The organism is Anabaenopsis sp. FSS-46 (assembly GCF_029891665.1).
In the GTDB taxonomy this organism is placed as follows: Bacteria; Cyanobacteriota; Cyanobacteriia; order Cyanobacteriales; family Nostocaceae; genus Anabaenopsis; species Anabaenopsis arnoldii.
On the sequence record NZ_JANQDG010000056.1, the window covers coordinates 1 to 23,266 of the forward strand.

A 23,266-nucleotide genomic window follows, 5' to 3' on the forward strand; every position below is an offset into this window, starting at 1 on the left:
CGACCTAGGTAGCAAGCGCAACCAATCAGGAAGTGGAAAATTACCAACTGGTAAGGACCACCGTTGTACAACCACTCATCTAAGGAAGCTGCTTCCCAGATTGGGTAGAAGTGCAAGCCGATGGCGTTGGAGGAAGGAACACAGCACCAGAGATGATGTTGTTTCCGTAGATTAAGGAGCCAGCTACTGGTTCGCGGATCCCATCGATGTCTACTGGAGGAGCAGCGATGAACGCGATAATAAAGCAGGTGGTAGCAGCTAGGAGGGTGGGGATCATGAGTACGCCGAACCAACCGATGTAAATCCGGTTATCGGTGCTGGTGATCCACTCGCAGAAGCGATCCCATACGTTGGCGCTTTGGCGCTGTTGTAAGGTTGTGGTCATTTGTTTATGATTGCTTTTGTTTTTATGAGTTGAGTAGGTAAGCTTGCCTACTTGAATACTACCTTAGAGCAAAAGTTTTGATTTGTAAAGGGATTTTAATTAAAGTTTTCTGATGAACAAGATTTGTATTTCTAATGAATCGCATCCCAGACACGATTCAATCAGGTTTCATCAACCAGGGGGCCACTCCATGGGTCTTCCTCCCAGGATATGTAAATGTAAATGGTAGACAGTTTGACCACCATCAGCGCCGTTATTGATGACCACACGATAACCGTTGGTTAATCCAGCAGCTGCGGCCACTTGTTGGACGGTTAATAGAAGATGTCCTAATAGAGCTTGGTCTTGAGATTCGGCATCTGCTAATTTAACTATGGGTTTTTTGGGAATGACAAGGATGTGAACTGGTGCTTGAGGGTTAACATCTGTAAAAGCTAAAGCCAAATCATCCTCATAAACGATGTTTGCGGGGATTTCCCGACGGATGATTTTACCGAAAATGGTATCTTTGGTTTCACTCATGTGGTTTTACCTAATATATCTGTTAGAGGATGTTTGATAAGTCATGATTAGTGTATCAACTATTGTTTGACCCCACCCTCACCTTTCCCTTTATAAGGGAAAGGTGACTGGATTTTATTGTTTTTTGTGTGTTCCCCAATCCTTCCTGTGTTCCGGTGTTCCCTCAAACTAAAAAAAATGTACCTCACGAGCATGGGAAATGCTATAAATAGATAAATATTGCTCACATATTACCAGCTTGAAAAATCTGTTTAGCAGTCAAATTCAAATCTGGAAAAGTTGGTGATATTATCTTTTCATCATTTCTAAACTGCGTTACTTGATACTCACCATCAATCAATAAATGAATAGATATAGTAGGTTGTTTAGGACTACCTATATAACGAATACCTCCTAAACCTAAATAATCAATAATCCAATATTCAGGAATGCCAATCTCTTCATAATCTCGTAATTTAGTTAAGTAGTCATCACGCCAAGTACTGACAACCTCAACAATTAAGGGAATAGAAGCAGCTTGAGTTACAGTTGATTGTTTTTGCCATAGAGGTTCATTGACTAAATTAGTTTTGTTTAATAATAAAATATCTGGTAAATAACCTGATTCGCTTTCAGGTGGTTTGACTAATGCTTGTTTAGGAATGGAATAAGGAAGATTTAATCTATCAAATTCTACAGTTATTTTTCTAGCTGTAAAACCTATGATATCTTCATGTGGTCCTGTTGGTTGTGACATTTCCACAATTACTCCATTATGCAGTTCATAGCGTTCTCCATCTGGTTTCCAATCTGCAAATTCTGCAAAGGTTACTGGTTTTTGTAAAACTTGAACCATGATTTATATACCTTAACTTCATTGTTATTGATAACTTAATTATACTTGATAGAAAATGAATTGTCCCAACTATCAATTACTAGGGCATCACATCATCTAACCGCAGTTGCGGGGAGAGTAAAAGAGGCTTAACGGGTGACAAGGCGGTTAAACAGCTTGTTTCATAAAAGACAGAGCCTGAAAACCCCGTTGAAAAAAGAGGCATTTATGTATTAAGTAACTTTATTTACTTATTCTGGAATATGTGTAAATGTTTATTTGTAATCAATGCAGCTAAATAAAGTATTTTCAGCATCTTAATAGATATTAATAGCTTGTGTAAGAAAATTTATCAACTCCAAATTGAAGCAGTATTTATACTATTTTGCGGGGGGGGGTAGATGATAATATACACTGACAGAGAATCATCTACCAAAAGACATATTTTCTCAACCCAATATTTTTTGTAAACAGGGGAACTTACACCATGATTCGTCGTTTTGCCTTAGCTTCCGCCATTTTCATCGCTGCCGGTTCTGCCGCTCCAGCAATGGCAGGTACAGCAACAAGTAATGTAGAAGTCACAGCTACTGTGTCTCTTACCTGTACTATTTCTGCGAATACAATTGCATTTGGCAATTATGACCCAATTGGTACTAATGCTACTGCTCCCTTAGAAGGAACCGGAACTCTGACAACAACTTGCACTGATGGTTCTGCAACAATTGTTACTTTAAGTCAGGGTAATAATCCTGAGGCTTCGTCTACTGATGCTGAACCACGGCGTAGGCTTGAGAACAGTAACGGTAATAATGATTTTCTTTCTTATCAAATTTTCACAGGAGAGACCAGGGTGGCGAATTGGGGAAATACTCCCAATAGTAGTGTAATGGTTAGTGGAACTGGTCAGCAAGTAAATACTACTATTTACGCTAGAATCCCAGCAGCACAAAACGTTTCAAGTGGTAATTACACTGATACTGTAACAGCTACAATCGATTTCTAATACCTTAGATGGCGGACTTATTCAATAAGTCTGCCATCTGTTTCTTGAGAGGTTGTTTGAAAAGCTATCCATTACCCACATCTTTCTTAACAATCTTCAAACCCATAATGTTTTACCGCACCTACCAACCAAAACTGCTTTTTTTCCTCAGCCTGGTATTTGGCCTATCCCTAAAACCCTCAACAGCTTGGGGAAGTAATTATAGCGTTAATCCCATTAATGTTGTTCTTTCTCCCAGAGTTGCCACTGCTCTGCTGAAATTACGTAATCAGGATACCAGTGCTGCCAGTTTTCAATTCAAAGTATTCAAATGGGAACAAAATGCCCAAGGAGAAGACAAACTCACCCCTACTGAAGATATTATTCTGTTTCCATCTCTACTTACCGTAGAATCCCAGGGAGAGCGACAAATTAGACTCGGTTCTAAAGTTCCCATTAATACTGTCGAAAAAACTTACCGATTGATTGTGGAAGAACTACCGACAAAAACCAGTCAACCCACCCAGAATGCAGTCCAAATCTTAACTAATTTAAGTATTCCTATTTTTCTACAACCGAACCAAATCAACCAGTCAGGAAAAATGGGACAACTAGCAATCAAAAAAGGTAATTTATCTTTTGAGATTAATAATACTGGTAATGTGAATCTTCGGCCACAGCAGATAACAGTGCAAGGAGTAAGTGCCACAGGGGAAAAAATTATTGAAACTGCTGTTAATAGTTGGTATATTTTAGCGGGTAGTACTAAATCCTACAGTATAGAATTACCACCCAAGGAAAAATGTAATGGGGTCAAGAAACTGGTAGTGGAAGTCAAAACTGCAAAAACCACCCTGAAAGAAACCCTAGATACTCCCCAGGGCGCTTGTGCTGCTGCTTACCCCCCTTAGTCCCCCTTACCAAGGGGGGAAACTGGAGAATCTTGTCCCCTCCCTTTGGTAAGGGGAGGGTTAGGGTGGGGTTAATTTCAAAATGCTTACAAAGTCGCCCTTAGTTGCACTGTGTCCTGGTAATTTCCCGCCGGCACATTTTGCCCCGCCGGAATCTTAATATAAACATTGACATTACTGGCTGAACCCGTACCAGTCAATGACAAACCAGTGTCATCAGTATTGCCCCAAATTATTGTCTTAGATTCATCTTGATATAATTCATACAATAAGTAATTTCCCGCACCATCAGTCATGCGGCGCACGGGGTTATTGTCTGTGGAGACAGGAGAGGGATTTTGTCCTTGTCCCAGGGTAATTTTCCCAGTAGTATTACTCGATAAAGTCATAGCGATTGGTAATGTTACTGTTGCCGGAGTAGACGGATTAGTTATGTTCTCAACTGGTATTGGCACAGGAGCCGCAGGTGGGGTAATTATAATACTAGGAACTACTGAAGCAGAAACATTCAAATTAGCATTTGCGCTACCTGCCATTGCGGGAGCAGTGGAACTAGCCATGAGTAACAAAACAGTCAATAAGGAAGGGCGCAATTTCATGGTTTTATGTCTGGTTTGATGTCTGGTTTGATGTCTGTAAATAATGCCTGGTGGTTGCTGTTAGTTTCGGGTTGGAGTTTTGCAGTCTGTTCTGAGGTTGCTGCACAAGAACAAAATGCTATTTTGGAACTTACCGTTAATCAGGTGGCTAAAGAAGCAATTTTTGTGATTTTACGCCCCCAGGATATTCTTGTTAGTCTTCCTGATTTAGAAAAAGCCGGGTTAGAAAATTTCGCTGGTAGTCGAGAAACTATTAATAATGAAATTTATGTTTCTCTGGTTTCCTTAGCTCCCCAGTTAAGCTATTTTTTTGATGAAAAAGCCTTAACTCTAAGTATAACAGCCCAACCAGAATTATTAAAGAGTAATTCATTTAATTTAGGTCAGGAGTCACAAAAAAATATTACTTATAGTCAAAACACTAGTGTTTTCTTTAATTATGCTTTTAATTTACCTGTTGACGTTGAAAAATTGAACCTCAACAATTATACATTTTTTGGAGAATCAGGATTAAGCATTAATAAAAGTTTACTTTATAGCAGTTTTTCTCGTAAAACTGATGGTTCTTGGCTGCGAGGTTTAACAAATTTAACCTTAGACAATGCCCAAAAAATGACTAAATGGGTAGTTGGTGATTCCTTTGTCAGTGCCGGCGATTTAGGGGGAGGAATGTTTATGGCTGGTGTGAGTAAGTCACGGGATTTTGGACTAAATCCTAATGTCATTCAACAACCAACTTTTAGTTTATCTGGTGTAGCCTTAACACCTTCCAAAGTAGAGGTTTTTGTTAATGGACAAAGAGTAAATCAAACAGAAGTACCCCCCGGTCGCTTTCAATTTGATAATTTACTCCTACCTAGCGGTAGTGGTTATAAAAAAGTTATAATTCGTGATGCTTTGAATCGAGAACAGGTAATTACTTCACCTTTTTATTTTGCTCCAGGGTTACTAAAACCCGGTTTATCTGACTACAGTTTTAATTTCGGTTTACAGCGATTTAAACTAGACTCTGATAATTTTAATTATGGTTCTCCGGCTTTTCTCGGTCGCTATCGTCAGGGTATCACCAACTCCCTGACCCTGGGCGGGCGCTTGGAAGTTGCTAGTAACCTAATTAGTGGTGGTTCTACTCTAAGCACTACCCTACCCTTTGGGGCTTTAGGACTATCCCTAGCCGCCAGTAGTGAATCAGGAATTCCGGGGGCTGCGGCTGCCCTCACTTATAGCTATTCTGGTCGTAATATCGGTTTTGGTGGTTCGGTGCGGCTGTTGAGTGACCGATATGCTAATTTAAGTTTGACAGCATTAGATGACAGAGCCAAGTTAGAAAATAATGCTTTTATTTCTGTCTCTCCTACCCGTAATTTAAGCTTAGGTTTGCAGTATGCATCCTCAGATTTCCGTGATAAAGGACACAGTAACCGCCTAGCTCTCACCAGTAGTTTGCGTCTCAATTCCCGTGCAGATTTATCTATCAATCTCACCCAGTCTAACCAACCTACACAACCAACTACAAATGAACTATTTATCGGTTTCAATTATACTTTAGGTGATGCGAGGGCTAGTATTAATCGGCAAAATACCAATGGTAAAACTGCAATTAGCTCTACTGTATCCCTGCAAAAATCTCCACCGGCGGGTAATGGCTTGGGCTACCGTCTTCAGGTTAACCCCAACGGGGAAAAAATTCCCGCCAATGGTAGTATTAAGTATCGCGCTCCCTTTGGTGTTTATGAGTTAAACCTCAACCGCAATAATGGTAAAAATAGTGGCTCTGTTAATGTTTCTGGTAGTATTATCGGCATAGGAAATAGTGTTTTTCTTGCTCCTCCTGTCACCCAAAGCTTTGCACTTATACAAGTTCCAGGGGTGAGGGGTGTGCGTGGTTACAGTAATAATCAGGAAGTTGGACGCACTGATTCTCGCGGTAATTTAATAATTACTAATCTGCGCCCTTATAATGGGAATAATTTAAAAATCCAAGATGAGGATATTCCTTTAAACTACAAAATTGATGCTAATGAAAAAGTAATTACTCCACCTTTTCGAGGTGGGGCAGTTGTGCGTTTTCCTGTGCAACTAATTCAAAGTATTGTTGGTACTTTGTCGGTAGAAACATCAGGAAAAACTGTAATTCCGTCCTATGGTCAGTTAAATATCACTGTGAATAATCAAATTATTAACTCACCTATTGGTAAGGAAGGAGATTTTTATTTAGACAGTGTTGCTCCGGGAAAATATGCAGCTAATGTGGACTATGAAGGCGGTATTTGTAATTTTGAGCTAACTATTCCCCAGTCTCAGGAACAAATGGTTAATTTAGGTAATTTAAAGTGTATCCTTCCTTAAAGGGTGTTTTAAAAGTTTTTAATAACATTTGTATTCGGTGATTTCACTCATTGTTAATTTACCTGAAAATCTGGTTTGATATAATTAGGGTTTATTCATATATGAACAATGCTGGCTAGAGTCTGGAGTGCATCTATTGTTGGTATTGACGCTGTAAAAGTGGGTGTGGAAGTTGATGTTTCTGGTGGTTTACCGGGAATTGTAATTTTAGGTTTACCAGATTCGGCGATTCAAGAATCAAAAGAACGGGTAAAAGCAACTTTGAAAAATGCGGGTTTTGCTTTTCCCATGAGAAAGATTGTAATTAACCTCACTCCCGCAGATTTAAGGAAAGAAGGACCTGCTTTTGATTTACCTATTAGTGTGGGAATTTTAGCTGCTTCTGAACAAGTCAACCCTGATTTATTAGGGGATTTTTTATTTTTAGGTGAAGTTTCTTTAGATGGTAGTTTGCGTCCGGTTGCTGGTGTTTTACCTATTGCTGCAACTGCTGAGAAAATGGGAATTTCTGGTTTAGTTGTTCCTGCTGACAATGCTCAAGAAGCTGCCGTTGTTCAAGGATTAAATGTTTATGGTTGTCATCATATTTCTGATGTAGTTGATTTACTAAATAATCCGGGGAAATTCAAACCTGTTAAATTAAATGAAAACCCAAAGACATTAGCAGCAACATCTTTAAATTTAGCAGATTTACAAGATGTCAAAGGACAGGCTCATGCTCGTCGGGCTTTGGAAATTGCGGCGGCTGGAGGACATAATTTAATCTTTGTCGGACCGCCGGGGAGTGGTAAAACTATGTTAGCCAGACGGTTACCAGGAATTTTACCACCTTTGCAGTTTGCCGAGTCCCTAGAAGTGACTCGGATTCACTCTGTAGCGGGGTTATTAAAAAACCGCGGCTCCTTAGTGCGCGATCGCCCCTTCCGCAGTCCTCACCATTCAGCATCGGGACCTTCTCTAGTTGGAGGTGGGAGCTTTCCCCGTCCAGGAGAAATTTCTTTATCTCACCTAGGGATTCTGTTTCTGGATGAGTTAACGGAATTTAAACGGGATGTTTTAGAATTTCTGCGCCAACCCCTAGAGGATGGTTATGTGACAATTTCCCGCACCAGACAATCTGTAATGTTTCCGGCGCAGTTTACCTTAGTAGCTAGCACTAATCCCTGTCCTTGCGGTTTTTATGGCGATACCATTCAACCATGTACCTGTTCACCTAGACAACGGGAAAATTATTGGGCGAAGCTTTCGGGTCCGTTAATGGATCGCATTGACTTACAAGTGGCAGTGAATCGCTTAAAACCGGAAGAAATTACCCAAGAACCCACAGGAGAGGCTTCGGCTGCAGTTTTAGAAAGAGTCAAACAAGCGCGAGAAATCGCTAATACCCGTTTCCAAGCCGAAGCAAATCTGCGTTGTAATGCTCAAATGCAAAGTAAGCATCTGCAAAAATGGTGTAAGTTAGATGATTCTAGTCGCAGTTTATTAGAAGCAGCAATTAGAAAACTGGGGTTATCCGCCAGAGCCAGCGATCGCATCCTCAAAGTAGCGCGGACAATTGCAGATTTAGCCGCCGAAGATGAAATTAAAGCCAATCATATCGCCGAAGCAATTCAGTATCGGACTATCGACAGAATGCAGTGAAATTTTTTGCCTATTAAAGTGTAGAATATGACAGTTGTATTCTGCCGCGAACGTTGATTGAGCGTTATACTTTGCCCGAAATGGGCAACCTGTGGACTGAATCTTACAAATTAAAAACCTGGCTACAGGTAGAGATTGCAGTTTGTGAAGCCCAAGCTGAACTGGGTTATATCCCTGCTCAGGCAGTGGAGGAAATTAAAGCTAAGGCGAATTTTGACCCGAAGCGAGTGTTAGAAATTGAAGCTGAAGTCCGTCATGATGTCATTGCCTTTTTAACTAATGTCAATGAATATGTAGGTGATGCGGGACGCTATATTCATCTAGGGTTAACTAGCTCCGATGTCTTAGACACAGCTTTAGGACTGCAATTAGTTGCTAGCCTGGATGTAATATCCCAACATCTGGAAAATTTGATTCAGGCAATTCGCCAAAAGGCGCGAGAACACCGTAATACAGTCATGATTGGCCGTTCCCACGGGATTCACGCCGAACCCATGACCTTTGGTTTTAAGTTAGCTGGATGGTTAGCAGAAGTGCTGCGCCATCAAGAAAGGCTCAAAGTCCTACGGGAAACCATCGCCGTGGGTAAAATTTCCGGTGCGGTGGGAACCTATGCTAATATTGAACCACGGGTGGAAGCTATCGCTTGTCAAAAACTGGGACTCAAAGCTGATACAGCCTCGACACAAGTTATTTCTCGCGATCGCCATGCCGACTACGTGCAACAATTGGCCTTAGTTGCTGCATCCATTGAACGCTTTGCCGTAGAAATTCGCAACCTCCAAAAAACAGACGTTTTAGAAGTTGAAGAATTTTTCGCCAAAGGTCAAAAAGGCTCCTCAGCAATGCCTCACAAACGCAACCCCATCCGTTCCGAAAGGCTAACAGGAATGGCGCGCCTAGTCAGAAGTCATGCGGGAGCAGCCCTAGAAAACGTCGCCTTGTGGCATGAACGGGACATTTCCCATAGTTCGGTAGAACGGGTGATTTTACCAGATGCTTGCATTTTAACACACTTTATGCTAGTTGAAATCACAGAACTGGTAAAAAACCTGCTAGTCTATCCAGAAAACATGGCGCGGAACCTCAACTGTTACGGCGGTGTGGTGTTTAGCCAAAAAGTCCTACTAGCCTTGATAGACAAAGGACTAAAACGAGAAGAAGCCTATGGGATTGTCCAAGAAAGCGCCCATGCTGCTTGGAACAAACCAGAAGGAAACTTCCACGACCTCATCACTCAAGACCCCCGTGTAACTCAAAAGTTATCACCCGCAGAAATTGCTACCTGTTTTGACCCACAACAACACCTGCGGCATTTAGATCAAGTTTACCAAAGACTAGACATTTAGAAACAAGTAGGCACAGACCACCACCAGAGCAAAGAGAAAGGGACAATCAAAAGTTTTCCTTCTCTTTGTTCCCTGGTGCGGTTCCCAAAAAAAAAGATAAAATCCAGAATCAATACACCTCAACTCTAGCCAAACCATAGGGAACCTCGCGAGCAAAGCCCACATGGTCACCAGAAACTTGATAGTGGAACACTCCCTGGGGTGTCGGTACAAATCCTAAATCCCTGATAGCAATTTCTATGTTAGTTCCCGAAGCCACAGGTTGAGCAAAATTGATTTTCAAGCTGTCCTCTTCCCTAGAAACCTCTGCATCAATAGTTGCACCCGACTCATCAGTGACCTGAATATTATCACCAATATCCATAAGTTCCGACGGACGAATAGTAACGCTAGATAAAGGTTGTTCACCAGTATACAGACTAATGTAATGCCTATCAGTTAAACCAGTAGTACCGCTAATCCGAGGAGCATTCTGATCATACTCGATTTCTTGACCCTGAGCTATAGCCGGAACACCCATAGATGCGATCGCTAAACTTAAAGTCCATAAGCAAATCAATTTTTTCATCATCCAACTCCAATAAATAGAATTGTTCAGAATCAATCAACCTCACAGAAGACAGATCCCAAAAACATTCATCTGTGGTTAATTAATTCCGACAATTTGTGGAGACAAAAGAACTCAGTCATCTGAGAACCTGTTAAATTTCAAGTTACAAAACTTAAAAATAGATTACGTCTTACCAACGGGATATTTAGTGCGCAGTTATCATCTGAAAGTATGATTTTAATAGAAGCGGGGGCGTAAAGTGCTACGTCCCCATAGAGAGAATTACTATCACTGCAAAAGGCCAATCAGATGTAGCAAACCATGGCCAGTAACTAGCTCAATCATTAAAGCAATAAAACCAAGCATAGCAATACGACCATTCCAGACCTCGGCGCTGGTAGTCATACCCCATTCCCAGTTCTCCTGGGGATACATTTTCACCTTTTTCTTCATTTGTGCAGCTTGGGAAAGCTTGAAACTGGGCTTTTCCACGGACTCAATTACCAGTTCCGCCAGTGCTTGAATAAATACCGGATGAGTATTAGGAGCTGCAGCACGACGGAAGTTATGGATTCCTACATCTTCGGCTATTTCCCGATATTCAATATCAATTTCTTGGAGAGTCTCAATGTGTTCTGAGACAAAACTGATCGGTACAACAACCAAATCTTTTACACCTTGTGCGCCAAGTTGTTGCAGCGCATCTTCAGTATAAGGCTGGAGCCATTCTACCGGACCGACACGACTTTGGTAAGCTAATGTATAAAGATTGGGTCGATTGAGAGTCTGCATAATTAGAGCAGTACATTCCTCGATTTCTTGCTCATAGGGGTCTCCTGCTTCTTCAACATAGCTTTTCGGCACACCATGAGCGCTGAAAAAGATATGAGCCTCATCGGGGTTGGGACATTGGTCTAGTTCTTGGGCGATGAGTTCGGCCATCACCCGGAGATAGCTGGGTTGTTTGTACCAAGAGGGAATGACAGTATAGTCCCTGGGCTGAAGTTCTGGCTGTTCTCGCCAAAGTTTTTCTAACAGCCGAAAACTAGAACCACTCGTACTAATAGAAAATTGTGGGTAAAGTGGTAGAATTACTAGCTGTTCAATTTTATCTTGAGCAATTTGGGCGATCGCCTCCTCTGTGTAAGGATGCCAATAACGCATTCCTACATAGATATTCACTTCTTGTCCCAAATCACCCAACTTTTGTTTGAGAGCTTCTCCTTGAGCCTCCGTGATTCGCCGCAGTGGGGAACCGCCACCAATTTGCTTATAATTAGCTTGAGATGTTTTGGTGCGCCGTGAGGCAATAAACCAAGCTAGGGGTTTTTGCAGCCAGCGAAACGGTAGGCGAATAATTTCTGGGTCGGAAAACAGGTTATACAAAAACGGCCCGACATCCTCTAACTTATCAGGTCCACCGAGATTGAGTAATAAAACGCCTACACGACTCATAGCAGTTATTTTCCCCCAATCCTTTCAGATTTTGTACTAATGTTAACAATTATATCTTTATTAAATATAAAGCTTTCTAGTCAACAAAGATAGAATATCAACAATCTTAAAACATTGGTGTCAACTATATCAACGGTTTGACAATGCCATGCCTCAAACAGCTTGCAGTGCGCCGTCATTAGTGGAGACTACCCTAATGGTTAAAAAGTGCAGTTTTTGATAATTAGTTTACATAACTTCACATATTGCCATGTAGGTTAAAAATAACGCTGTAATAGACCAATTAACACTTCTGGGGTTTCTAGATGGGGTAATACTCCTGTGTCGGCGATCGCATAAAAATCACCAATTGCGGCTGTATTGAGACTAGCTAAACGTCGCCCTAACTTAATGCTAGTAAATTGTGCCGCCTCTCCCCAAAACATCACCGTGGGAATTTGCAGTTGCTGGATGTACAAACTCAAATCAAAATAGAGGTCTCCCCGTAAAAACGCCAAAGCCGAAAACTGAGCATTAGGCTGTTGTGCTGAAGTTAAATAAGCGGCCACAATTTCTCGAGAAACCCGCTGTGGTTTAGCAAACAGAAAATTTTGCAAAAAATTTCTCACAGCAATTTCATTTTCAGCCCCCAGAGTATAAATGAAATTATCCAATAAGGGGGCATTAATAATTGCTAATGGTAACCTACGTCCACTCCCCTGGCCAAAGTCATCAAACCCAGATGGACACACCAAAAACAAGCTTTGAAATAAATCAGGATGGCTAATAGCCAGACGAATAGTCAAAGCCGCCGTCAAAGAAGAAGCCACCACCGTTACTGGTTGGCGACAAGTTTGGCGGATAAACTCGTTAATAGTAGTCAAATAATCCCTAATTTGATAATTCCGCACTGGATGAGCAGAAGCACCCCAACCAATTAAATCAGGTGCCAAGACTCGGTGGGTAGCTGCAAAAGCCGGGTAAACCTTAGACCACTCATAAGCAGAAGCGCCACCGCCAAAATTATGCAGAAACAGTAAAGGTGGTAAATCTTCACTATCAGCATTTAACCAGGGTGCATTGGTCTGAGTATAGTAAACCATAGCCCCGAGGGATGTATTAATCACTTTCTCCCCAAAGCCGGGAGGTTGAAACTGTAGCATGATCAATTTTTTCCAGTCAAATGAACCAGTGTATCGAGTTGCTCACCACGAATTTGATAAGCTGTACCAAAACCAATCACAAAACGACCAGCACTAGGAGTTAAGCGAAAAATCCGAAAATCAGGTAAACTGCGGAAAACTGCAATTAATTCTCCAAAACGTGCTTGAAATTCAGCCACAACCTGGTTCCAAGCCTCAGTTTCACGCTCCATCAAAGTAGCAGTACAATCAAAACTCAAACGGCGACGGGCAAAAATTTGGTCACATTTAGATTCATCTTCAATAAATAACACACTCACATGAGGATTCACATGGAGATTTTGGGTGTGGGTGGATAGACCACTCACATAGATATAAATATTTTTAGCTTCATCCATCACAAAAGGCGCATAACTGGCGTTAGGTATTCCTTCGGCGCTAACAGTACCAATGATTATACTTTCGACTGTTTGGGGAAAAGTTTCATACTCAGCTTGAGCTTTTTCAATTTGGCTCATAAATTAACGTTTAACCTAAGTTCCAGAGCGATCGCATTTATTGTACTGGCTATCTAGCCATGTGAGCTGAATACACGGTGATAACTGTTTTCACCTCACCCGCAGCTAAGGGTGGGGGCTGGTGATGGTTCGGTTATTATATATGTATGTAACAGTAAAAATTATGAGGACGCGATTGTGGCTGACAAAAATCGTTCTCAATGGGACTTAGGGAGGTTTATTGACACCCTAACCTATTTCGAGGTGTTTCCTTTGCTTAACTGGGTACAGCAGTTAATTAAGGGTCGTCCTAGTGATCATGGAAATCTACCCAATGGAGGAACAAATGTGGGTGTAATACTGGTAGCAGGTGCCACAGGTGGAGTGGGTAAACGAGTGGTGTCGCGACTCTTAGCAGCAGGTCATCAAGTCCGCGCCCTTGTACGGGATATTGACAGAGCCAGGTCAATACTTGGTAATGATGTTGACTTAGTAGCTGCGGACATCACTAAACCGGAAACTTTAAACCCTATGGTGATGGCTAACGTCAAAGCCCTAATTTGTTGTACTGCAGTCCGTGTGCAACCAGTGGAAGGGGACACACCCGATAGAGCCAAATATAATCAGGGTATAAAATTTTATATGCCTGAGATTGTGGGTGATACTCCCGAAAATGTGGAATATCAAGGCGTGAAAAACCTGGTAACAGCTGCGGCTCAATATCTCCCCCCAGGTAATGAAAGACTCATCTTTGATTTTACTCACCCCTCGGCTGAATTAAAGACTATTTGGGGGGCAGTGGATGATGTGGTTATGGGTGGTGTGAGTGCCAGTAATATGCAACTGTTGGAAAATACAGCGGTGTTTGCTGGGAATGTTTCCACGGCTAACTCTGGGGGGTTTGCTTCGGTGAGAACCAAGAATTTTCAACCTCCCTTTGATTTATCTGGTTACGAAGGTGTAGAATTACGTGTCAAGGGTGACGGTCAACGTTATAAACTCTTTTTAAGAACAGATACTAAATGGGATGGTGTTGGTTACAGTTATTCCTTTGATACTGTAGATAATACTTGGATAAATATTCGTGTTGCTTTTAAAGATTTAGTTCCCGTCTTTCGCGCTAAGGTGCTGCAAGACTGTCCGCCTATTGATACTGGTAGAGTCGCCTCATTTCAACTGATGTTGAGTAAGTTTGAATATGATGGCGCTTTAAATCCCAAGTTCTCCGCTGGTGGTTTTGCTTTACACATTGAATATATCAAAGCATACGGCGCGGAGACTTTACCCCAGTTTGTCCTGGTTAGTTCCGCTGGTGTGACTCGTCCAGGAAGACCGGGAATTAATTTAGATGAAGAACCCCCAGCAGTCAGATTAAATGACCAGTTGGGAGGAATTTTAACATGGAAGCTGAAGGGGGAAGATAGTTTAAGAGCTAGTGGTATTCCCTATACGATTATTAGACCTTGCGCTTTAACTGAGGAAGTGGGGGGTAAGGAGTTAATCTTGGAGCAGGGTGATAATATTAGAGGTAAAATTAGCCGCGATGATGTGGCGGAGCTTTGTGTGCGATCGCTAGAGCAATCAAAGGCGCGTAATATCACCTTAGAGGTGAAATCAGGAGAAAATACTGCTAATGATATGAATTGGCAACAGCTATTTTCTCATTTACAGCCGGATTGATCAATGCACCGAGGAGACACAGACAAAGGAGGTTAGTTATAACAATTAGCGGTAACAAGTCCATTTATCTATCGCCCAGAACTCTCAATATTCTCGGCACAAATAAGACTCATTACCGCGCTGCTTTGGTTAGCTATCCTAGCAAACTTGAGAAAGCAAGACCAATTAGGCTTTAACCTTCAACAGTCAACTTGCCAACCATACCAGCACCACGGTGAGGTTCGCAATAGAAGGTGTACACCCCAGCAGGTGCGTCTGCGGGAATTGTGGTGGTTTGGCGTTGACCAGGACTCATCAGTAATTGCTTGTGAGACAACCCTTTAGCCAAGTCAGCACTCTTAGCAGGGTTTTGGGCTGGGTCGAAGACAACGTTATGGGGAGGAACTTTGTTGTTTACCCACTCAATAGTGTCGCCTGCTTTAACTTTCAGTTCTTTAGGTTCAAAGGCGAGCATTCCTTTGTCGCTACCTAGTTTGACCTGGAAGGTTTCAGCTGAAGCGCTGGGTGTGAAAATGACGAAGCTGCTAACAACTAAAAGAACTGTCAACACCGATAAAGTCAAACGTCGCCAGCTTGCAGCAAATAATTTCATGGCTTTCTCCTAACTATAGTTTTTATTTCCCTTTCCCATTTTAAATAAAATTAACGCCAAAATATGACAATCTGTCGTAGATAAAATTTTTTTTTTACAATTGGCGCTAAATCATGAGCATATCTTGTGTAATTACAGAGAATTACCCGGAGTCTTTACACTCAATAGTTTATGCCTAGATTGACGATTTTCACAGCAGGTTTTGCCAATTTTGATGTAGGGACAAAATAAATTAATTGTCCCTACATAAACTCCATCCGAAAGGTTTGACCAAGAAATTAGACAGGCTTTTGACTTGATGTGTACTCAGTACCCGGCTAAAAGTTATCTCTTGGGAATTTAGTAATAAATCTTACCGCCTCCCCACTTATCACCAACTATCTTTGGTTGTAGCAGAATATGACCAGCGATCGCCACTAAGTCATCTTCGGTGAGATTTCTCATTTCTGTGAAAATATCCGCACTCTTGAGGCTGGGGTGTAACTCAGAAATTTCCTCTTCTCCATCATAGGTAGTGGGATTTTTCATATAGTCCACCAATCCCTCAATATTATCCCGCTTTGGTGTTGCCAGTGCCAGAGCTTCAGGTTCTAGTCCCACATTTTGGTTAGTCTTGGTAACACCCCCAGCATGACATTGGGCGCAAGCGTATTGAAATAAGCGTTTACCTTCTTTTACTTGTTTAAGGCTCAGTACAACCTGGTCACCCTGGTCATTTAATTTCACTGTTCTAATAGCTTCGTCCAGTTCCAATGCTGTGGCGCCACCGACCGCCAACTGAAACGTCAGCAAAATGGTAACAACAACACCAATTAGTCTTTTAAACATGTTTCCCCTCAAAGATGATAACGCTCAACACAGCTAATAAAGCGATGCTCAATCTCCATCTTGCCATTAGCTCAAGCCCGAAATAGCCCTTGACGTGACCACCCTTCGTGATGTGGGAAGTAATTCCCCTTTTGGCTTTTCTCGGCAATTTCCAGGTTATACAGAGAAAACACTCTTGCTACAGGACGACTGTAGTCTGTTGCTATCTCTGCGGTCAGTAGGTTTGCAAAACCCATAATAGTGATTAGCACAACAGATAGAGATTGAGTCGCTCTAATACCAATATCATGTTCAGAGTCCAATTTGTTGCCTAAAATCTGGTTATAGTTGACTTGGGATCAAAGGCTCATAAGTCAATATCAACTTCATATTATTTAATATTCCCATCAACCTTTTCCCCCGGTAAATGTCGCACCTTGAATAAAGTAGCGGTTAAAAAAACCATAAATCCCCAAAGCCGGTAAAGTGAAGACCATAGAAGCAGCCATAATGTAATTCCAATAGCTGATATATTGACCTTTGAAGCTGTTGAGTCCCAACGGGAGAGTAAACATTTCTGGGTCAAACAAGATGACAATGGGGAGTAAAAAATTATTCCAACTACTCATAAACACAAAAACCGCCTGTGCTGCTAATGCAGGCTTTGCGAGGGGTAAGACAATGTGGCGAAAAATTCCCCAGGTATTTAAACCATCTAATTGACCTGCTTCTTCTAATTCTTGAGGAAAATTTCCAAAAAACTGCCGCATCATAAAAATGAATGTAGCGTTGACCATGGCGGGAACAATCATACCCTGGTACGAATTTAACCAGCCAATAGCTTTCAAAATTAAGAATGTGGGAATCAAGGTAATTTGTGTCGGTACTGCTAACAGTGCCAAAATTAAGAAGAACCAGAAGCGGTTACCCGCAAAACTTAGCCTGGCTAAAGCATACCCCGCCATGGAGTTGAAGAGCAAATTTAAGCCCGTGACACTCACAGCAATAAACACACTATTAAAAAACCAACGCCAAAACAGCGGTTCTTGCACAAATATCTGTCGGTAATTATCGAAAGTAAAATTTCTGGGCAAAAAATTTAACTCACCACTGATAATCTCTGATAGCGGTTTAAATGATGCTGACAGCGCCCACAGGAAAGGAACCAAGGTAATTACTGCATAGAGGGTCAGCACCAGGTATAACAGTACTTTCAGCCCAGGTAAGCGCCTAATATTACTCATGTCCTTTCCCCTCCAAAAATCCGTTGCTGCATCAAAGTCACAGCAATAATGATCACTGCCAGCAGAAAAGCCATGGCCGCAGCATAACCCATCTGTAGATTGCGGAAGACAGCCTGGTAAATTAGTAGTACCATAGTCAAAGTGGCATTATTAGGGCCACCACTACCAGCAGAAAAAATATAAGACTGGTCAAAAAGCTGAAAAGTCCCAATGATGCCAATAGCCACCACAAAAAAAGTTACAGGTTTGAGCAAAGGAATGGTAATATAAATAAACTGTTGCCATAAATTGGCTCCATCGAGTTCTGCCGCTTCATAGAGTTTTTGGGGTATATCCTGCAAAGCAGCCAAATAAATCACCATATAAAATGGTGCAGTTGACCAAATATTCATGATCATAATCCCTTTGAGGGCTACATCTGGGTCACCCAACCAGTTATAAGTAGGTAACCCCGCGAAAGCCAGAACATGATTTAATAGCCCATCGGTGTTATAAATCCACATGAATATCAGAGTTAGCACCGCAGAGGATGTGACAGTGGGTAAAAAGAATAAGATACGCCAAGAGTTTTGACCCCGAATACCAGAATTGAGGGTTACCGCCAGCAATAAAGCTAAAATGGTTTGAGATGGTACCACAATGGCCACATATTCTGCGGTATTTCTCAAAGCAATTCCTACCCGGTCATCTGCAACTAAGCGGGTGAAATTGCGAAAGCCAATGAAATCGTACTCAATACCCCCTAGCAGTTGCACTTTGTGCAGGGAAAGAAACACCGCGTAAAAGATGGGGAGGATGACAAAACACCCTAAAACCAATATAGTGGGCATCATAAAGATGTAGCCAGTTAGGGTTTCGGTAAGATTCCATCTGCGATTGATTCGCCGCCAATTCATTTCAAACACAATTAAACCTCCGCCTCTAGTAGTCACCCGGTTGTAGGGATGGGGCGCATGCTGTTGATCCTAGCGCTGGGAAGTTAAACAAAGGATATACAGCTACAACAGAAATTGAGAGCGTAGGGGAATGTGATCAATAGTCTCTTAATCAGTTCAACATATAACCATGGTATGATTTATTTCAAAAGAGCTTGAAAGGATGAGTACTTGCCATGAGTGACGATTATGCAAATAATACCAGTACCACAGGCTACTTAGCAGTTGGGGGGTCTACTACGGGAAGACTGGAAGTTAGAGGCGATCGCGACTGGTTTGCCATTGATCTGGAGGCCGGGGCAGAGTACCGATTTAATCTCAATGGTAACACCCTGAGTGATACCTATTTACGTCTGTTGGACAGCAACGGTAACCTCATCGCCGAAAATGACGATGCCAACTCTACCCTGAATTCTGCCATTGTTTTCACTGCCGATAGCTCAGGCAGATTCTATCTCTCGGCTGGTGCTTATGGAGACTCCGGTAGAGGCACTTATACCCTCTTTTCTACGCTCCTATCTGCTGCTCCCGTTGACGATTATGCAGATAATACCGGTACCACTGGCTACTTAGCAGTGGGGGGGTCTACTACGGGTAACCTGGAAGTCAGAGGCGATCGCGACTGGTTTGCCATTGATCTGGAGGCCGGGGCAGAGTACCGATTTAATCTCAATGGTAACACCCTGAGTGATACCTATTTACGTCTGTTGGACAGCAACGGTAACCTCATCGCCCAAAATGACGATGCCAACAACTCTACCCTGAATTCTGCCATTGTTTTGACGGCGAATAGCTCAGGAAGATTCTATCTCTCGGCTGGTGCTTACAATGATAGCTACTCAGGCACCTACATCCTCTCTTCCACCCTCCTATCTCTGGTTCCACAACCCGAGCCTCAACCCGAGCCTCAACCCGAACCACAACCAGAGCCAGAACCCGAACCTCAACCCGAACCTCAACCCGAACCTCAAGATCCCGGTGAAACCATCGATTCTGCGTTAGATTTAGGCAATCTTAACGCAGATGGTATCTTGCAAACTAGTGATAGTGTTGGCAATGGTGACCCTCGTGACTTCTATCGCTTTCAGGTTGACACATCACTGTATGTAGTAATTCGCCTGACAGACCTCAGCAGTGACATTGATATTGTTCTCCGTAATAGCAGTGGTACTGCAATGATCCGTTCCGAAAACGGACGGACGAGTGATGAGGTGATTTCGTCTACCCTCAATCCTGGTACTTACTACTTAGAGGTATATCCTTATAGTGGTAGCAGCAGCTACAACCTGGAACTTACAGCCAGCATTCCTCCCCAATTACCAGATAATTACAGTGCTATCACTGGTTACGGTGAAACCAGAGTTGATTTGGCTTTAGGGGAATTACTGGGTATCAATTTACCAAGCGTCCCTTCATTGGGAGGTAACAGTTGGGGTCTTGATCGGATTGGTGCGCCTGAAGCATGGGCTATGGGCTACACAGGAGAAGGTAGAGTTGTAGCTGTCTTAGATACTGGTGTGGACTGGAGTCACCCATCCCTGAGAAATAACATCTGGAGTAATACAAGAGAAATTTCCGGGAATGGTATTGATGATGACGGTAACGGCTATATCGATGATGTCCGGGGTTGGGACTTTGCTTATAACGACAACAACCCCAATGATGTAGATGGTCACGGCACTCATGTAGCTGGTATCGTTGCTAGTGTAGCCCCGGATGTCTTAATTATGCCTGTGAAGGTACTTGGTGACGATGGATCGGGTTCTACTACAAATATTGCGGCTGGCATTCGCTATGCCGCAGATAACGGTGCTAATGTGATTAATATGTCCCTCGGTGGTGGTGGGGTGAGTACAGAAATCAATAATGCCATTGATTATGCCACTGCTAGAGGTACATTAGTTGTTATGGCTGCTGGCAATGCAGGCGGGGCTAGCCCGGAGCAGCCCGGGGCTTACGCAGCAGAACATGGATTAGTAGTAGGTGCAATAGATAGCAACGGTAACATCGCCAGTTTCTCTAACCGTGCTGGCAGTGCGCCCCAGGATTATAACGGTGATGGACTGGCATTTCCCAGCTATGTTACAGCAGCAGGGGTGAATGTTTATTCTACAATTCCTGGTGGTCGCTTCGCCAGGTACAGCGGGACTTCTATGGCAGCGCCCCATGTTGCTGGTGCTGCAGCAATTGTCATGGGAGCCGCACCTAGTCTATCTCCTAGAGGGGTAGCCGATATCATTACCGGAACTGCGGTGCCTGGAGGTAGTAATTTCGCATCCCTCCAACAAGAACCTACAAGTCTCCAGACTGCGGGGAAAGAAGAGACCTTTTACGCCTGGGTTTGACCAGAAAACGAGACCTGAGCCAATGGCTTTTAGACATGGGGATCAGTCGATAGCGACTTTAGTCGCATTAGAACGATTGACTGGCTTTAGCCACAGTGGTATAATGGTCTAAGCGAGTAAGAATAACCATCTACGTGATGATTCATCCTAGTGCGGAGAAATCCCGGCAACAGACATATCCAACTTGATTTGGAATAGTTAAAGGGCAAATAATGGCAGGATGTTGAGCGTACCTAACTGGCATTGCGATGGACTCACCAAAGCAAAAAAAATAAAACTAAGCGCAATTGCATTACCTTTTGTACTGGTAGTTGTTTTGAGCGTGTAGGGTGTTTTTGCCAGCACCATTGAAGGTCAGTTTGGTGAATCTTCAAGAATCCCCCGGCTTTAGACCTGGGGAGTGTCAAGCGTTTTCAGACATCCTCTAAGAAGGGGATCATTAATTCAACTACTAGGGGCGGGTGTACTAATATGCTGGTTAATAATCAATGATACCTGTCATATAGGTGGCGTAGCCATACCCGCTTCTACCTAGCAGAACTGGAGGTTATTTATAATTGTCAGAAAATGATATAATCAAATTATAATTGTTCTTTAATTGCCTCAAATATCCAATTAGGAATATAGTGTTCTGTTGTGTAAATGTAATTATATTTCTGCTCTATTTCTTCCCAGTTAATTGTGGTATTAGATAATATTTCCTCAGTGAAAATATCTAAAGCTCTACCAGATAAACCTCTTTCTAAGCATTTTTTCATCAATAACCAACTTTCCTCAATTTCTCCAATACATTCAAAGGGTGTATGTTCTGTTAAGCCTAGCATTGCTCGGAAAGTAGGAGTTAACTCTACATCATCAAATAAATTTCCTTGAAAAACCTGGTTAACAACATCTAGGCGAGAAAATGCCATCAAACCCAACCAGACATAAGCACATTTAGGACATTTCTTACACCAAGGCTTTTTGACGTTACAGGAATGAATTTTGGAGACAAATTCTGGGTATTTACTAAAGTTACGAAAAATGCGAAAGTCATAAATGGGTTGTAGAATACTGAAATATTTAAAGTTGCTTAATAAGTTATCCCTGATATATTTATCTAATATGTATTCGGCTTCTACACCTTTGCCCCACTGATGATTAACTTCCCTGTTTATTTCATGCCAAAATAAGTTACCATGATTGGCGCTTTTTTCATGGGCTAAACATAGATAATTATATCCTTGATCTAACATGAGAATCAAAGATAAAAAAATAGAGATGGGTGTTTCTGGAGCAATAATACCGGAGTTTCCCGGTAAATATAATTTTAAAAAGGGAAATTCAGTAAAATCATCGTAAATAGATATTTGATGCTTTTGGGTTGGATGAACACATTCTAATACTTGGGAAATCAGTTCATGCTGAACATCTGCTTTGCCATAAGTGCTATGGGAATATTGCATAGAAGCAAAAGGAATACCTCCCACTTCTAACATTTTCATAGCTAAAATACTGTCTTTACCACCTCCGCAACCAGTGAGGACAGTTTGATCATTACCTAAAATTCGAGCAGGTTGATGTACTCCTAAGTCTTGGGAATAAATAATATCTGGTTGTTGATAATCGGTGACCTTATTCTCATACCAATGTTGTGCAAATACACCTTGATATATCTTCACAAACAAATCTAAGGCATTAGGTTCTAGATATTCAGCAACGACAGAAATATCATAGTATTGAGGAAATAATGAGCATAACTTCATTCCCTCAAACAGAGCAATATGAGCAACTACCCGCTTTATAAAAAATTGAGAGTATGTTTCTATCAGTTTAGAGAAATATACTTCATGATAGAAAATTTTAGTAGAAAATTGAAACTGATCTACAGTATAGGTAAGGTTTAAATGGTGTTCATGTATAGTAAAGTCAGCAATTTTAACTGTGTTAATGATGTGATCTGATTGATGAACTACCATCCCCATGTACCTGCACCACCTTTAAATGGTCCAACAATATCTGCAGTGATCCATCCTCCGTAGAAATCACCAGATTGGGGCACTACTAGCTCGTCATTCACATAACAAGCATCCATTAAAGCTGCTATAAAGCCATAGTATTCCCGGATAGGAATAAAATTAGGAGTGGGGTCAAAGTACCTCCAAGCTGCATAGTGAATATATTGATTACCAATGCTGATATCGTAGTATTGATATGCCCCTTTCCATTCGCACAAATTCTTTTTGGGTGTTTCAATTAAATGTTCTAGCTTAATGTCTTCAGGGGGAAAGTAATAAGTGGGAGGATGACTAGTTTCTAATACTCTTTTCCCTCTGCGGGTATCTGCTAAGATAATACCACCACAAATGACTTTGAGGTGTTTATCAGTATCTTGTAAAACTGCGGGACGTGGATAGTCCCAAACTGATTCTTGTCCAGGTTTTGGGGGAGTGGGCTGTGGTCTCATTGGGATTGTTCTCCTAGGTTGGTTGAGTTTGTGGCAATT

21 protein-coding genes and 1 pseudogene are annotated in these 23,266 nt (G+C 41.9%); 7 read left to right on the plus strand and 15 right to left on the minus strand.

Annotated features, from left to right (window positions below):
- From NWP21_RS05480 to NWP21_RS05490, 3 genes and pseudogenes are all read right to left on the minus strand, one after another.
- A pseudogene (locus NWP21_RS05480) lies at positions 1–385 on the minus strand (photosystem II q(b) protein); the annotation flags it as partial.
- A gap of 171 nt (positions 386–556) precedes the next feature.
- The gene (locus NWP21_RS05485; RefSeq protein ID WP_280791912.1) at positions 557–907 is read right to left on the minus strand and encodes a histidine triad nucleotide-binding protein; all 351 of its coding nucleotides are present in this window, start codon (positions 905–907) and stop codon (positions 557–559) included.
- A gap of 223 nt (positions 908–1,130) precedes the next feature.
- Positions 1,131–1,742, minus strand: a complete 612-nt coding sequence (locus NWP21_RS05490; protein ID WP_280791913.1) for a Uma2 family endonuclease — start codon at positions 1,740–1,742, stop codon at positions 1,131–1,133.
- Between the two features lie 466 nt (positions 1,743–2,208).
- Here NWP21_RS05490 and NWP21_RS05495 point away from each other — a divergent pair, with 466 nt between their 5' ends.
- A complete protein-coding gene (locus tag NWP21_RS05495; RefSeq protein WP_280791914.1) occupies positions 2,209–2,727 on the plus strand; it encodes a spore coat U domain-containing protein in 519 nt (172 codons plus the stop codon).
- Between the two features lie 107 nt (positions 2,728–2,834).
- Positions 2,835–3,617: a fimbria/pilus periplasmic chaperone gene (locus tag NWP21_RS05500; RefSeq protein WP_280791915.1), complete on the plus strand. Its 783-nt coding sequence runs from the start codon at positions 2,835–2,837 to the stop codon at positions 3,615–3,617.
- An 86-nt stretch (positions 3,618–3,703) separates the two neighbouring features.
- On the opposite strand, the gene NWP21_RS05505 is transcribed toward NWP21_RS05500, so the two are convergent.
- Positions 3,704–4,216: a spore coat U domain-containing protein gene (locus NWP21_RS05505; RefSeq protein ID WP_280791916.1), complete on the minus strand. Its 513-nt coding sequence runs from the start codon at positions 4,214–4,216 to the stop codon at positions 3,704–3,706.
- A 6-nt stretch (positions 4,217–4,222) separates the two neighbouring features.
- Between NWP21_RS05505 and NWP21_RS05510 the strand changes: the two genes are divergently transcribed.
- The 3 genes from NWP21_RS05510 to purB all read left to right on the plus strand — a co-directional run bounded on the left by NWP21_RS05510 (position 4,223) and on the right by purB (position 9,555).
- Positions 4,223–6,565 (plus strand): fimbria/pilus outer membrane usher protein, encoded by a 2,343-nt coding sequence (locus NWP21_RS05510; RefSeq protein ID WP_280791917.1) that lies wholly within the window; start codon positions 4,223–4,225, stop codon positions 6,563–6,565.
- A 108-nt stretch (positions 6,566–6,673) separates the two neighbouring features.
- On the plus strand, positions 6,674–8,206 hold the full coding sequence (locus NWP21_RS05515) for a YifB family Mg chelatase-like AAA ATPase (protein ID WP_280791918.1): 1,533 nt from the start codon (positions 6,674–6,676) through the stop codon (positions 8,204–8,206).
- Between the two features lie 53 nt (positions 8,207–8,259).
- Positions 8,260–9,555, plus strand: a complete 1,296-nt coding sequence (gene purB / locus NWP21_RS05520; RefSeq protein ID WP_280791919.1) for an adenylosuccinate lyase — start codon at positions 8,260–8,262, stop codon at positions 9,553–9,555.
- A 109-nt stretch (positions 9,556–9,664) separates the two neighbouring features.
- On the opposite strand, the gene NWP21_RS05525 is transcribed toward purB, so the two are convergent.
- The 4 genes from NWP21_RS05525 to NWP21_RS05540 all read right to left on the minus strand — a co-directional run bounded on the left by NWP21_RS05525 (position 9,665) and on the right by NWP21_RS05540 (position 13,199).
- Positions 9,665–10,126 (minus strand): hypothetical protein, encoded by a 462-nt coding sequence (locus NWP21_RS05525; RefSeq protein WP_271733186.1) that lies wholly within the window; start codon positions 10,124–10,126, stop codon positions 9,665–9,667.
- Positions 10,127–10,393: 267 nt separating this feature from the next.
- The gene (gene hemH / locus NWP21_RS05530) at positions 10,394–11,560 is read right to left on the minus strand and encodes a ferrochelatase (protein WP_280791920.1); all 1,167 of its coding nucleotides are present in this window, start codon (positions 11,558–11,560) and stop codon (positions 10,394–10,396) included.
- Positions 11,561–11,817: 257 nt separating this feature from the next.
- Positions 11,818–12,702, minus strand: coding sequence for an alpha/beta hydrolase (locus tag NWP21_RS05535; protein ID WP_280791921.1), 885 nt, complete (start codon positions 12,700–12,702; stop codon positions 11,818–11,820).
- 2 nt (positions 12,703–12,704) lie between these two features.
- Positions 12,705–13,199 (minus strand): pyridoxamine 5'-phosphate oxidase family protein, encoded by a 495-nt coding sequence (locus NWP21_RS05540; protein ID WP_271733189.1) that lies wholly within the window; start codon positions 13,197–13,199, stop codon positions 12,705–12,707.
- Positions 13,200–13,376: 177 nt separating this feature from the next.
- Here NWP21_RS05540 and NWP21_RS05545 point away from each other — a divergent pair, with 177 nt between their 5' ends.
- Positions 13,377–14,858, plus strand: a complete 1,482-nt coding sequence (locus NWP21_RS05545) for a CIA30 family protein (protein WP_280791922.1) — start codon at positions 13,377–13,379, stop codon at positions 14,856–14,858.
- Between the two features lie 172 nt (positions 14,859–15,030).
- Here the strand turns inward: NWP21_RS05545 and petE are convergent, their stop codons facing one another.
- The 5 genes from petE to NWP21_RS05570 form a co-directional block, all read right to left on the minus strand.
- Positions 15,031–15,450 carry a plastocyanin gene (gene petE / locus NWP21_RS05550; protein ID WP_271733192.1) on the minus strand — a complete coding sequence of 140 codons (420 nt, stop codon included), beginning with the start codon at positions 15,448–15,450 and terminating at the stop codon, positions 15,031–15,033.
- A 339-nt stretch (positions 15,451–15,789) separates the two neighbouring features.
- Entirely contained in the window at positions 15,790–16,278 is a 489-nt protein-coding gene (gene psbV / locus NWP21_RS05555) for a photosystem II cytochrome c-550 (RefSeq protein WP_271733193.1), read from the minus strand.
- A 71-nt stretch (positions 16,279–16,349) separates the two neighbouring features.
- A complete protein-coding gene (locus tag NWP21_RS05560) occupies positions 16,350–16,580 on the minus strand; it encodes a hypothetical protein (protein WP_271733194.1) in 231 nt (76 codons plus the stop codon).
- Positions 16,581–16,664: 84 nt separating this feature from the next.
- On the minus strand, positions 16,665–17,501 hold the full coding sequence (locus NWP21_RS05565) for a carbohydrate ABC transporter permease (protein WP_271733196.1): 837 nt from the start codon (positions 17,499–17,501) through the stop codon (positions 16,665–16,667).
- Positions 17,498–18,397 (minus strand): sugar ABC transporter permease, encoded by a 900-nt coding sequence (locus NWP21_RS05570; protein ID WP_280791940.1) that lies wholly within the window; start codon positions 18,395–18,397, stop codon positions 17,498–17,500. Before NWP21_RS05570 ends, NWP21_RS05565 begins: the two co-directional genes overlap by 4 nt.
- A 215-nt stretch (positions 18,398–18,612) precedes the next feature.
- Between NWP21_RS05570 and NWP21_RS05575 the strand changes: the two genes are divergently transcribed.
- Positions 18,613–20,781 (plus strand): S8 family serine peptidase, encoded by a 2,169-nt coding sequence (locus tag NWP21_RS05575; protein WP_280791923.1) that lies wholly within the window; start codon positions 18,613–18,615, stop codon positions 20,779–20,781.
- A gap of 581 nt (positions 20,782–21,362) precedes the next feature.
- Here NWP21_RS05575 and NWP21_RS05580 read toward each other — a convergent pair.
- Positions 21,363–22,739: a hypothetical protein gene (locus NWP21_RS05580; RefSeq protein ID WP_280791924.1), complete on the minus strand. Its 1,377-nt coding sequence runs from the start codon at positions 22,737–22,739 to the stop codon at positions 21,363–21,365.
- Positions 22,733–23,227 (minus strand): DUF427 domain-containing protein, encoded by a 495-nt coding sequence (locus NWP21_RS05585; RefSeq protein WP_280791925.1) that lies wholly within the window; start codon positions 23,225–23,227, stop codon positions 22,733–22,735. Before NWP21_RS05585 ends, NWP21_RS05580 begins: the two co-directional genes overlap by 7 nt.
- Between the last annotated feature and the right edge of the window lie 39 nt (positions 23,228–23,266).